This is a genomic window from Serratia sp. CY56464, assembly GCF_052168435.1.
In the GTDB taxonomy this organism is placed as follows: Bacteria; Pseudomonadota; Gammaproteobacteria; order Enterobacterales; family Enterobacteriaceae; genus Serratia; species Serratia marcescens.
The window spans coordinates 1-13,393 of record NZ_JBJNMV010000002.1 but is presented as its reverse complement, the minus strand read 5'-3'; the positions used below and the strand labels follow the sequence as shown (position 1 = coordinate 13,393).

The 13,393-nt window shown below is 60.1% G+C and carries 7 protein-coding genes and 1 rRNA gene; 5 read left to right on the top strand and 3 right to left on the bottom strand.

What is annotated here, in order from left to right; translation table 11 throughout:
* The first annotated feature begins 443 nt into the window (after nt 1-443).
* Both ACJ8KE_RS13680 and ACJ8KE_RS13675 read left to right on the top strand, forming a co-directional pair.
* The gene (locus tag ACJ8KE_RS13680) at nt 444-2,054 is read left to right on the top strand and encodes a condensation domain-containing protein (protein WP_442517283.1); all 1,611 of its coding nucleotides are present in this window, start codon (nt 444-446) and stop codon (nt 2,052-2,054) included.
* Nucleotides 2,055-2,118: 64 nt separating this feature from the next.
* Nucleotides 2,119-5,214, top strand: a complete 3,096-nt coding sequence (locus tag ACJ8KE_RS13675; protein ID WP_442517282.1) for an amino acid adenylation domain-containing protein — start codon at nt 2,119-2,121, stop codon at nt 5,212-5,214.
* Nucleotides 5,215-5,257: 43 nt separating this feature from the next.
* On the opposite strand, the gene ACJ8KE_RS13670 is transcribed toward ACJ8KE_RS13675, so the two are convergent.
* Together ACJ8KE_RS13670 and gltP are read right to left on the bottom strand one after the other, a co-directional pair.
* Entirely contained in the window at nt 5,258-6,601 is a 1,344-nt protein-coding gene (locus tag ACJ8KE_RS13670) for a condensation domain-containing protein (protein WP_234213468.1), read from the bottom strand.
* Between the two features lie 274 nt (nt 6,602-6,875).
* Nucleotides 6,876-8,192 (bottom strand): glutamate/aspartate:proton symporter GltP, encoded by a 1,317-nt coding sequence (gene gltP / locus ACJ8KE_RS13665; RefSeq protein WP_016929412.1) that lies wholly within the window; start codon nt 8,190-8,192, stop codon nt 6,876-6,878.
* Nucleotides 8,193-9,093: 901 nt separating this feature from the next.
* Here gltP and acs point away from each other — a divergent pair.
* The 3 genes from acs to actP all read left to right on the top strand — a co-directional run bounded on the left by acs (nt 9,094) and on the right by actP (nt 13,104).
* On the top strand, nt 9,094-11,052 hold the full coding sequence (gene acs, locus ACJ8KE_RS13660) for an acetate--CoA ligase (RefSeq protein ID WP_117287237.1): 1,959 nt from the start codon (nt 9,094-9,096) through the stop codon (nt 11,050-11,052).
* A gap of 91 nt (nt 11,053-11,143) precedes the next feature.
* Nucleotides 11,144-11,455, top strand: coding sequence for a DUF485 domain-containing protein (locus ACJ8KE_RS13655; RefSeq protein ID WP_004930047.1), 312 nt, complete (start codon nt 11,144-11,146; stop codon nt 11,453-11,455).
* A complete protein-coding gene (actP, locus tag ACJ8KE_RS13650; RefSeq protein WP_004930048.1) occupies nt 11,452-13,104 on the top strand; it encodes a cation/acetate symporter ActP in 1,653 nt (550 codons plus the stop codon). The genes ACJ8KE_RS13655 and actP overlap by 4 nt, the downstream gene beginning before the upstream one ends.
* Nucleotides 13,105-13,281: 177 nt before the next feature.
* Here actP and rrf read toward each other — a convergent pair.
* A 5S ribosomal RNA gene (gene rrf / locus ACJ8KE_RS13645) occupies nt 13,282-13,393 on the bottom strand; the annotation flags it as partial.

The window sequence follows — 13,393 nt, the reverse complement described above, 5'->3', positions numbered from 1 at the left end:
CCTTCCCGGCCTTGCTGTTGCTTATCCCTGCGGCGAACCCATGTCTTTCGCGGCCGAACGGGCGCGGCCCCGTCCACAGCCAAGCCGCCGGCGAAGCGGCCGGCAGCTTGTATAAAAACGTAAAATAGTGTTAAGAATGATAATATTTTGCATTTTTTAATGCAAATCATTATCAACAATGGTGTGAGGCCGGGCGTATTCGCCGCCAGAAACCCTTATATTTTTGCAGGAAAAACAAGCGCTGCAATAACAAGCAATCATTTCAATGCTAAGAATAATATAGATAAATTATTCACACCCAACGCCCTGCCTGCCCGGCATCGCTAAAACCCCTTATAGATAGCACCTCTGCGCCAAATGAATCAAATAATAATAATTTTCATTCCTATTAACATTTGGATATATTCTTGCAGTCTCGTTGGCTGAATCAAAATGGATACCCGATGAAAGCTTTGACCACGATGCAGGCCGCCTATTGGGTAGGCCGACAGTCCGCTCCTCCTCTCGGCGGCATGGCCGCCCACCTGTATGCGGAATTCGACAGCGGCGAGCTGAACATCGCCCGGCTGCGCCAGGCCGTCGAGGCGCTGTATCTGCGCCATCCGCTGTTACGCCTGCGCATTACCGACGATGGCAGGCAGACGATCGCACCTCCCGGCCCCCGGCATACTTTACATCTCGACGACTGGCGACATGCCGATGAAGCGACGCTGGCGGCCGCGCTCGCCGCCAAGCGCCAGGCGAAAAGCACCCAGTTGCTGCCGCTGGAACAGGGCGTTCCCTGCGATATCAGCCTGAGCCTGTTGCCGGCGGGACGCAGCCGCCTGCATGTCGATCTCGACATGATCGCCGGCGATGCCATGAGCTTTCGCCTGTTGATGGAAGATCTGACGGCGTTTTATCACCAGTGCCCGCCGGCCCCTGCCCATGACGCGCCGCTGGCCTACTTCGACCACCTCGAACGACGCGACGCCGACGCGGCGCTGCGCCAACGGCGCGAACGCGGCCAGCGTTGGTGGCGTGAACGCCTGGCGCAGATGCCGCCGGCGCCGCGCCTGCTGCGCACGCCGGACCGCTGCCGCAGCGATCGTTTGGCCATACAGTTGAATGCAGAAGAAAGCCGCGCGCTGGAAAACGTCGCGAAACGGCATCACACCTCCCTCTCGACGCTGTTTCTGGCGCTGTTCGCGCTGGCCGTCGGCCAGGGTTGGAACATGACACGCTTCCGGCTCAACGTGCCGCTGTTCCACCGCGAGAGCGAACGGGAAGACGCACATCGCCTCATCGGCGATTTCTCTAACCTGGTGCTGCTCGGCGTGGAACTGAACCCGACGGAAAACCTGAACGCCTTCTGCCGGCGCCTGATGACGCAGCTGGCGGAGCTGATCGAGCATGCGGATTACCCCGGCGTCAGCGTGATGCGCGATCTGTCGCGCCTGCACGGCAGCCTGCAACCTTCGCCGGTGGTGTTTACCGCCGGTTTCGGCATCCGCGGCAAAACGCTGTTTTCCGAACGGGTCACCGACACCTTCGGCCGTCTCGGCTGGGTGATCTCTCAGGGGCCGCAGGTGGCGCTGGATGCGCAGGTCGCCCATGTCGACGACGGTATTCTGATCAACTGGGACGTGCGGCTGGACGCGTTCCCCGAGCAGGTGCTGCCGCGCCTGCTGGCCTGTTACCGGGCGCTGCTGCACCTGGCCGCGCGGCAAGCGGGGGCGTTCGATCGCCCGCTGTCGCAGCTGCTGGCGCAATGCACGCCCGACGCGCTGGCGCAGCAGGCGCCGGTGCGCCAGGTGCTGCACCGGCTGCTGGCGCGGGTGGCTCCCGAGGCCGACTTGCGCGACCACGACGATATCCGCCGGTTGGCCTTGCCGGATGCCGGGGTGAACGCGCTGCTGACAGTGCTCAACAAGTATCTGGCGGCGGCGCTGACGGCGCAGGATCTGACGGCGCATCCCTCCTCGGCTGCGCTGGCGGCGTTGATCTGCCAACGGTCGCCCGAGGCAGGAAAGCATGCGAAAACGCTGCTCGCCGCGCTGGCGCCGCAGCACTGAGATCGGTTTCCGGGCGCACGGCGCCCGGCTCGTTTTAATCGGTTAGCGACTATAGGGAAGTACCATGGAGACACCATTAACCGCACTGCAGCAGGCCTACCTTCTGGGCCGCAGCGATCGATGGCCGCTCGGCGGCGTGGCGATGCACGACTTTCGCGAATACCGCACCCGGCAGCGGGATGTACCGCGCCTTGAAGCGCGCCTGGCCGAGCTGGTACAGCACTACCCGGCGTTGCGCACCTGCATCGATGTGCAGCGCGCCACGCAGCACGTACGCCCAGAGGTGACGCTGCATCTGGATCGCCACGATCTGCGCTCCCTTGATGACGAAGCGGCGCAGCGCCAGACTGAACAGCTGCGCGATCGCTATTCCCACCAGCGCCACGATCCGAGCCAGCCACTGTGGCGCATCGCCGTGATCCAACTTGCCGAACAGCAGGATCCGACGGGATCGCCGTACGATACGCTGATCTTCACCAGCTTCGATGCCTTGATCCTCGACGGCCAGGGGATCTCCACCGTGATCGCGCGCCTGTTCGACGATCGCCCTCTGGCGCCGACCGCCGCCGCACTGCCGCCCCCCGCCACATCGGCGACGCAGCGCCAGGCCGATGCCGCCTACTGGCGTGAAAAGCTGCAGGATGTCACCACGCCGTCGGCACTGCCGTGGCGCGCCCCGCTCGCCAATCTCACCTCATCACGCTATCGCCGCGCCACCTTGACGCTACCGCGCGATACGGTAAAACAGCTTGGCCGCCTGGGATCGCCGCATGCGCTGCTGCGCAACAGCCTGCTGTCGGCGCTGATCCTCGATACGCTGGCCCACTGGACCACCGATGGCGAGCTGTGCGTCGGGGTGCCGGTGGCGTTCCCCGCCGCCGACGGCGCCCTGGGCAACGCCTCCAGCTTCGTGGCGGTGCGCTATTCCCGCCACGGCGAAGATTTTATTCAGCGCGCGCAGGCCCTGCAGGACGATGTACTCGGCGCGCTCGACCACCTGGCGTTTTCCGGCGTCGATCTGGCGCGGCAGTTGCTCGGCCAAAGCCAGGGCGGCCCGGCGCTGCCGGTGATCCTGACCAACTGCCTGGGTTGGGAAACGCTGCCGGCCGAGGCGCCGGTGCGCTTCCACGACGGCCTGACCCAAACGCCGCAGGTCGCCATCGACATTCGCCTGACGCTGGACAGCGAAAAAAATCTGCAGCTGTGCGTGGACTACGCCGAACAGGCGTTGCACGGTGAGCAGGTAGAAGCCATGCTGGCCGCGTTGCAGCGACGCATCCTGCACAGTTGCCAACGGGCCGACCTGGCGATCGCGCCGCGGGACTTCATCGATCTGGCGCATTACCGCCACAACGACAGCGAAGCGAATTACGCGCCTTACCCTTATCTGGCGCAGCTGGCCGAGCGGCTGTTTGGCGCGCAAAACGGCGGCAATGCGCTGATCTGCGGCGAGCAGAGGCTGACCTACCGCGAACTGGGCCAGCGGATCGCCACGGCAATCGCCAACCTGCAGAGCCGCGGCGTGCAGCCGGGCAACGTAGTGGCGCTGTATCTGCCGCGCAGCCCGGAACTGGTCATCTTCAGCCTCGCCTGCGCCCTGCAGGGGGTAATCTGGGTGCCTGTCGACATCAACTCGCCGCCGGAGCGCACTGCCTACCTGCTGGAGAACTGCCGGCCGACGTTGGTGGTGCACGGCGGCGATCTGGAGACGCCGATCGGCGTGACGCCGGCAACCCTGCTGGCGCCGACGGATCGCACGCCAGCGCTGCCGGATGAACAGACGTTGGTGGAACGCAGCGCCAGCCTGGCCGCAAGCTACTATCTGTATACCTCCGGCACCACCGGCAAGCCCAAATGCGTGGTGCTCAACAACCGCGCCACCGCCAACGTTATCCACCAGACCCAGCTGCGCTGGGCGGTCACCGCTGACGACGTCTTCATTTCCGTCACGCCGCCGCACCATGACATGTCGATGTTCGATCTGTTCGGTTCGCTGTGCGCCGGCGCCACGCTGGTGCTGCCGGCGTCGCATCAGGAAAAGGACGCCATCAGTTGGAACCAATTGGTGGAGAAACATCGGGTCAGTCTGTGGTGTTCGGTGCCGGCCATTCTGGAGATGCTGCTCACCTGTAAAACGGCCGACAGCCTGCGCTCCCTGCGCCTGGTGGCGCAAGGCGGCGACTACATCAAGCCAGCGACGGTGCAAACCCTGCGTACCCTGCGCCCGGATCTCGCGCTGTTCTCACTCGGCGGGCCGACCGAAACCACCATTTGGAGCATCTGGCACCCGATCGCCCCACAGGAGAGCGGCACCGTGCCTTACGGCCGCCCGCTGCCGGCCAACCGCTACTTCATCTGCCATGACGACGGCAGCCACTGCCCGGCCGGCGTGGTCGGCCGCATTCACACCGCCGGGGTCAACCTGGCGTTAGGCTATCTGGAGCAGGGGGAACTGAAGCAGCACGATTTCGTCACCCTCGAAGGGCCGGACGGGCAATCGCTGCGCGCTTTCCGCACCGGCGATCAGGGCTATTACCGTGCGGACGGTAACATCATGTTCGCCACCCGGGTGAACGGCTATGTGAAGATCCGCGGCGTGCGCGTCTCGCTGCCGGAAATCGAAGACGTGCTGCGCCGTCATCCGGCGATCCTGGATATGGTGGTGGTGGATTATCCCAGCGGAGAGAACAACGAGGCGGCGCTCGGCGCCCTGTATCTGACCCGCGACGGCAAACCGCTGCCGCTGTCCGAGATCCGCGCCTTCGCCACCGGCTATCTGCCCTGTACCCATATTCCCACGCGCTTTATCCATGCCGAGGCGCTGCCGCTGTCCGCCAACGGTAAAACCGACCGCCATCGCATCCGCGCCGACCTGAGCCACCAACAAACCGCGCCGGCGTTGAACGCCTGCGCGGCCCCGCCGCCGAACGCGCCGCTGGCGCGCAGCGCCGAGATCCTGGCCATTTACTGGCAGGAAATTGGCGTAACGCCGCGCCCGGAATGGGGGGAAGAGACGGCGTTTATCGCCATGGGGCTGAAGCTGCCGCATATCAAACAGGTGGCGGCACGCCTCAATGACGCTTTCGGCACCCGTCTGGTAAGCAGTTCGCTCTTGCCGTGCAAGAACGCGCGCGAAGTGGCGGCGTTGCTGGCCAGCTGAAGCCATACCACTCGGGCGGGAGCATCCTCCCGCCCGCACTTTCTCAGGCGGGCAACGCCGTCAGGGCCGCCAGCGGTTGCTCCCAGGCTTCCCGCTGCAGCGCACGCAACAGAAATTCTTGCAGCGCCTCGCCATAGTCCAGCGCATCCTCCGTCGGAAACTGCTCCAGATAGATATCGATATCCACCTGCAGATCGCGGGCGTCGGTGCGGCCGCGATAAGTCAGGTTGAAACCGTCGCCCGAGCCGCCGGCCAATACGCTGCGCGTACCGCTGCAGCCGGTAAAACGGGGCGTATCGAAGGGCTGCACGTTGATGAAAGGGGAAATAAAGAAGCGCGAGTCCGGATCCACGCCCCGATCGGCGGCCAGCTGGCGCAGGCGGTAGCCGCCGTGGCTGCGCAGCTCGCGCAGCTGCTGCGTCAGCGTGGTGAGAAAGCTCCCCAGCGTCTCCGCTTGCGGCGGTGACACCAGCAGCGGCAGAGTGTTGACCGCCAGCGAAGGCACGTTGGTGGCGGCCTGTCCACGACGATTCAGCGCCGGCATCCACATCGGCAGCGTATCGCCTTGCCGGGTACAGCGCGGCATCACCTGAAACAGCCAGGCCGCCGACAGCGCCACCAGCAAGTCGGGCCAATTGATGCCGCTGCGCTCCGCCAACTGCGCCAGACAGTGCGACACCGCCGCCGGCAGCCGGTAGTGGGCGCTCAAACGCCGTACGCCATAGGCCTCACCGCCCTTGCGCACCGTCGGCAGCGCCTGCGACGGCGGCAGATAGGTCTGCCAAAAGCGCCGATCGCGCGCGCATCGCTCAGAATCAGCGTAGGCCAGTTCAGCCTGTTGAAAGGCGTCAAAGGCACCCAGGGGCATACCCGCGCTGCCCTCACCCAGATAGTGCGCGTATAACGCGGCGCAGCGGTGTTCGATCAGGGCCATGCCGAAGCCATCAACCAGAATATGGTGCGCACGCACGTACCAGAGGTAGCGCTCCGGCCCCAGTTTGAGCAGCCAGGCTGCGGCTAGCGGCTCGCTGTGCAGCGCCCGGCGCTGCGCGATATCTTCGCGCATCAGGCTTTGCGCCGCCTGCCAGGGATCGCCGTGCGTTTGCAGATCGATGCGTTGCAATGGCGGTGTGCGCTGTGGATCGTAACGTAACGACGCAGGAGAGTCGCCATGCCGCTCACCAAAGCGCAAGGCAAACGCCTGCGTCTCGGCGAGAGTGGTGACGATCGCCCGGCAGAGCGTCTCTTCCTCTACCGCGCCACACAGTTCGGTGCAATGTGCGACGGTGGACAGAGTCCGCCCAGGGTGCAAAGTGTGTTCTTCCCAGAAATCAAGCTGCGCTGGCGCCAGCGGCAACCATCCAGAGGCCAAAGCGGTGTCCGACATGTTACCTACCTTTGATAAGCCCGAATAAAGACGCCGAACGGGCGTAACCCCACCGTTCAACGGCTTTGCGTGTCTCCATACATCATCAAATGAAAATGATAATAACATCTATTATCATTTCTATTAATTTGGTAACACTTTAGATTCTGTTAAGCGGGGATGCAAGTCGCGCAGTAAGGCAGAGAAAAGAAAGTGGCAGGTTGAAGAGCCATAAAAAACAAAACGCCCCGGCACAACTGCCTGGGGCGTTTTCAACGTCGGCGATACTCGGTGATTAGGCCTGGTTGGCCGGCTTCACCTTCTGCGCCAGGAACTCTGTTTCGTAGGCCAGCGCCTTCTTGCGATCGAACTGGTGCTCCCACTTGGCGATCACCAGTACCGCCAGCGCGTTGCCCACCACGTTCAGCGCGGTGCGCGCCATATCCAGGATACGGTCCACGCCGGCGATGAACGCCAGGCCTTCCAGCGGAATGCCGACGCTGCCCAGGGTGGCCAGCAACACCACGAACGAGACGCCCGGCACGCCGGCGATCCCTTTCGAGGTCACCATCAGCGTCAGCACTAGCACGATCTCCTGCCCCAACGACAGCTCGATGCCGTACAGCTGGGCGATAAAGATGGCGGCAATGCTCTGGTACAGCGTCGAGCCATCCAGGTTAAAGGAGTAACCCGTCGGCACCACGAAGCTGGTGATCGACTTGGGCGCGCCGTAAGCCTCCATCTTTTCGATGATGCGCGGCAGCACCGTTTCCGAGCTGGCGGTGGAATAAGCCAGGATCAGTTCGTCTTTCAGGATGCGGATCAGCGTCCAGATGCGCAGGTTGCACAGCCGGGCGACCGCCCCCAGTACCACCAGGGCGAAGAACGCGATGGCGAAGTACACCAGCACCACCAGCTTGGCCAGCGGCAGCAGCGAAGCGAAACCGAAGTTGGCTACCGTGACCGCAATCAGGCCAAACACCCCGATCGGCGCATAACGCATGATCATGTGGGTGACTTTGAACATGCTCTCGGACACCGCCTTGAACACCTTCAGCAGCGGCTCTTTGGTCTCTTTCGGCAACGACGACAGCCCCAGGCCGAACAGCACCGAGAAGAAGATAATCGGCAGCATGTCGCCCTTGGCCATCGACGAGAAGACGTTCGATGGGATCAGCGACAGAATGGTCGCCACCAGACTGTGCGAACCGCTTTGCACCTGTTCGGTGGTTTTCTCATACTGCGAAATGTCCACCGTGGTCAGCGTCGACATATCAATGCCGTGGCCAGGTTGGAATACGTTGGCCAACGTCAGCCCCACCACGATGGCGATCGTGGTGATCACTTCGAAGTAAATAATGGTTTTCAATCCGATGCGGCCCAGCTTTTTCGCATCCCCCACGCCGGCAATACCGACGATCAGCGTGGAAATAACGATCGGCACCACAATCATCTTGATCAGACGAATAAAGATATCACCCGCCGGGCTGAGAATATTACTGACCAGCCACTCACGAGATTCGGTCTGGTTGTGCAATACCGCGCCAACAATAATACCCAGTACCAACGCGATCAGGATTTGCCAAGCCAGGCTAATTTTTACACTTTTCATACCCAAAAAGTCCTCAAAGACTCTTTTCGCCGTACAAAGTCGCAACACGACGAAAAGAATACTTAATCATTTATTACAGGCTTATGTTAATTCAGCGGAAGCGTTCACCTGCCCTGGGTGAAACGCAGTATAAATCTGTATCATCCGGGCGGCATGCTCTGCAAGCCTTGATTTGTCAGTGTTGAGCGCTGAATCGAATCACAAAAAATTCGCGTAACTATTTCAAACGGCATAATTGGTTGTTATTAAAAACATAATTTTTCATACAATGAAGTACATAACCGCACCGACGACGATTTTTTGAACGCGATTAAAATGCGTTATTTTTCGCTCATTCTGCATATTTAATCCGCATGATATGTTTATATTTTGTTACTCAAAAGTCAAACAAATGAGAATTGACCGAGTGACACTTTCGCCCATAAATGCAGTGCCACTTTATATTTCGATTAAAAAAAGAACGATATCGCAGGGCACATACCATAGGGCATTACCCGACCTTTCATCAGGAATTAAAGGTTAATAAAACGTTATTTCACGCTGTGCAGTCCATCGTTATATCGTGCTAATGCCAACTTAGAATATTAATAGCGAAAAATAATCCAAAAAGATTTATAGCGAGAAATAATGGCGGCCCTGATCGTATCTATTAATTTCTCGGCAGTTGAGCCCGTTTTGGTTTATTCTTTTTTGTTCTTTATATAAGTGTTTTTGGTTAAAAACGTGGGTTTATGAGGATTTAAGCGCCAAAGAGATAGATACGCCCTGCAAATGCGACAGAATGATTACAAATCAATATCTTTGTTGCGTGATCTGCCGCGCAAAAAAGAAACAAAGAATCATAGCAAACTATACTTAACCTTCAGTTGACATATCATTAACAACTTCAAGGAGAAAAGCTATGAGCCAACTGCATAAACACGCTATTCCTTCTGCAATTGCAGAACGCGCCCTGATTAATCCGGCACAATACCAAGAGTATTATCAACAGTCGGTTCAAGACCCAGAGGCTTTCTGGGGTGAGCATGGCAAAATCCTGGATTGGATCAAACCCTATACCAAAGTTAAAAACACCTCGTTCGATCCGGGCCACGTCAGCATTCGCTGGTTTGAAGACGGCACGTTGAACCTGGCGGCCAACTGCCTGGACCGCCATCTGGCCGAGCGCGGTGACCAGACCGCCATTATCTGGGAAGGCGATGACCCGACCCAATCCAAAAAGGTGACTTACACACAGCTGCATCACGATGTCTGCCAATTCGCCAACGTGCTGAAACAGCTCGGCGTTAAAAAAGGCGACGTGGTGGCCATCTATATGCCGATGGTGCCGGAAGCGGCGGTCGCGATGCTGGCCTGCGCGCGCATCGGCGCCGTACATTCGGTGATCTTCGGCGGCTTCTCGCCGGAAGCCGTCGCCGGGCGCATTATCGACTCCAACGCCAAACTGGTGATCACCGCCGATGAAGGCCTGCGCGCCGGCCGCGCCGTGCCGCTGAAAAAGAACGTCGACGATGCGCTGAAAAATCCCGGCGTGGTCAGCGTGGCCAACGTGGTGGTATTCAAACGCACCGGTAAACCGGGCTACTGGCAGGAAGGGCGCGATCTGTGGTGGCATGAGCTGACCCAGGGCGTCTCCGCAGACTGCCCGCCGGAAGAAGTGAACGCCGAAGATCCGCTGTTCATCCTGTACACCTCCGGTTCGACCGGCAAGCCGAAAGGCGTGCTGCACACCACCGGCGGCTACCTGGTCTACGCTGCGATGACCTTTAAGTATGTGTTCGACTACCACGACGGCGACATTTACTGGTGCACCGCCGACGTGGGCTGGGTCACCGGTCACAGCTATCTGCTGTACGGCCCGCTGGCCTGCGGCGCCACCACGCTGATGTTCGAAGGCGTACCTAACTATCCGGGCGTCAATCGTCTGTCGCAGGTGATCGACAAACACCAGGTCAACATTCTGTATACCGCGCCGACCGCCATTCGCGCGTTGATGGCCGAAGGCGACAAGGCGATCGAAGGCACCCGGCGCGATTCGCTGCGCATCATGGGCTCGGTCGGCGAACCGATCAACCCGGAAGCTTGGGAGTGGTATTACAACAAGATCGGCAACGCGAGATGCCCGATCGTCGACACCTGGTGGCAAACCGAAACCGGCGGCTTCATGATTACCCCGCTGCCGGGCGCCACTGAGCTGAAGGCCGGTTCAGCCACGCGGCCGTTCTTTGGCGTACAGCCGGCGCTGGTCGATAACGTCGGCACGCCGCAGGAAGGTGCCTGCGAAGGCAATCTGGTGATCGTCGATTCCTGGCCAGGCCAGGCGCGCACCCTGTTCGGCGATCATGATCGCTTCGAGCAAACTTACTTCTCGACCTTCAAAGGCATGTACTTCAGCGGTGACGGCGCCCGCCGCGACGAGGACGGTTACTACTGGATCACCGGCCGCGTCGACGACGTGCTGAACGTCTCCGGCCATCGTCTGGGCACCGCCGAGATCGAGTCCGCGCTGGTATCGCACCCGAAAATCGCCGAAGCGGCGGTGGTCGGCATTCCTCACAACATCAAAGGCCAGGCGATCTACGCCTACATCACGCTAAATCACGGCGAAGAACCGACGCCGGAGCTCTATACCGAAGTGCGCAACTGGGTGCGCAAAGAGATAGGGCCGATCGCTACGCCGGATGTGTTGCACTGGACAGATTCGCTGCCCAAAACGCGCTCCGGCAAGATCATGCGGCGTATCCTGCGCAAAATTGCCGCCGGCGACACCAGCAACCTGGGGGATACCTCCACGCTGGCGGATCCGGCCGTAGTCGACAAGCTGTTGGAAGAAAAACAATCAATGAAAGTGCCGTCATAATTTACGCCGCTTCAGGCCGCTCATTCGGATAACGCGCCGTTGAGCGGCCCTGGCGCGGCGTACTCTCTCAATACCGACTGGAGACACTCTGATGAATGACACCATTTATCAAGGGATTGAAGAAAACCCGCGCTTTAAAGAGCTGGTGAGAAAACGCGGCCGGTTCGCCTGGCTGCTTTCGCTGATTACGCTGGCGCTGTACGTCGGCTTTATTTTGTTGATCGCCTTCGATCCCCAATGGCTCGGCACGCCGATCGCCGCCGGATCGACCATCACCCGCGGGATCCCGGTCGGCGTCGGGTTGATCGTGATCTCTTTCGTCTTGACCGGGATCTACGTGTTTCGCGCCAACGGCGAGTTCGATCGCCTCACCGCAGAGATTCTGCGCGAGGTGAAACAATGAAGCGCTTATTGTCCGCCGCCGCGCTGCTGTTACTGCCTGGCCTGGCCTGCGCCGACGCCATTGGCGGTGAGGTGCATCGTCAACCGCTGAACATCCAGGCGATCGTGATGTTTATCCTGTTTGTCGGCGCCACACTCTACATCACCTATTGGGCGTCCAAACGCACCCGTTCCCGTCAGGACTACTACACCGCGGGCGGGCGCATCACCGGCCTGCAAAATGGCCTGGCGATCGCCGGCGACTTCATGTCCGCCGCCTCGTTCCTCGGCATCTCCGCACTGGTCTATACCTCGGGCTATGACGGGCTGATCTACTCCATCGGCTTCCTCATCGGCTGGCCGATCATTCTGTTCCTGATCGCAGAACGCCTGCGCAATCTCGGCCGCTATACCTTCGCCGATGTCGCCTCTTATCGTCTGCAGCAGAAACCGATCCGTACCCTCTCGGCCTGCGGCTCGTTGGTGGTGGTGGCGCTATATCTGATCGCGCAGATGGTCGGCGCCGGCAAACTGATCCAGCTGCTGTTCGGGCTCAACTACCACGTGGCGGTGATCCTGGTCGGTATCCTGATGGTGCTGTACGTGCTGTTCGGCGGCATGCTGGCCACCACCTGGGTGCAGATCATCAAAGCGGTGCTGTTGCTGGCGGGCGCCAGCTTTATGGCGCTGATGGTGATGAAGTCGGTGAACTTCGACTTCAATACCCTGTTCGCCGAAGCGGTAAAGGTGCACCCGAAAGGCATCGCCATCATGAGCCCCGGCGGGCTGGTCTCCGATCCGATTTCCGCGCTATCGCTTGGCCTGGCGCTGATGTTCGGCACCGCCGGTCTGCCGCACATCCTGATGCGTTTCTTCACCGTGAGTGACGCCAAGGAAGCGCGCAAGAGCGTGTTCTACGCCACCGGCTTTATTGGTTACTTCTATATTCTGACCTTTATCATCGGCTTCGGCGCCATCTTGCTGGTCAGCGCCAATCCGGCGTTCAAAGACGCCACCGGCGCGCTGCTGGGCGGCACCAACATGGCGGCGGTGCACCTGGCCAATGCCGTTGGCGGCAACTTCTTCCTCGGCTTTATCTCGGCGGTGGCGTTCGCCACCATTCTGGCTGTCGTCGCAGGCCTGACGCTGGCCGGCGCCTCGGCCGTGTCCCATGACCTGTACGCCAGCGTGATTAAAAACGGCAAGGCGACCGAGCGCGATGAACTGAAGGTCTCCAAGATCACCGTCGTGGTATTAGGGCTGGTCGCCATTGCCCTGGGGATTTTGTTCGAGAAGCAGAATATCGCCTTTATGGTCGGACTGGCCTTCTCCATCGCCGCCAGCTGTAACTTCCCTATCATCATCCTGTCGATGTACTGGTCGCGTTTGACGACCCGCGGCGCGATGATTGGCGGCTGGCTGGGTCTGTTAACGGCGGTGATTCTGATGATCCTCGGCCCGACAATCTGGGTGCAGATCCTCGGCCATGAAAAACCGATTTATCCGTATGAATATCCGGCGCTGTTCTCGATGATCGTGGCCTTTGTCGGCACCTGGCTGTTCTCGATCACCGACAGCTCGCTGGCCGGACAGCAGGAGCGGGAACGCTTCCGGGCCCAGTTTGTCCGTTCGCAAACCGGGCTGGGCATCTCTCAGGGCAGCTCGCATTGATCGAATAATAAGTGAAAAAGCAAACACACCCTAATCAAAGGCCCTTCGGGGCCTTTTCTCTGGCTCGCTGACGGAGAAGAAGGAGGGGAAAACCGCGCAGCGTAGCTGCGCTTTTTGACGTTTTACGCATAGCAAAAAGCCCTGAACGTCAGTTCAGGGCTTTCGGCTTAATTTGATGCCTGGCAGTGTCCTACTCTCGCATGGGGAGACCCCACACTACCATCGGCGCTACGGCGTTTCACTTCTGAGTTCGGCATGGGGTCAGGTGGGACCACCGCGCTATTGCCGC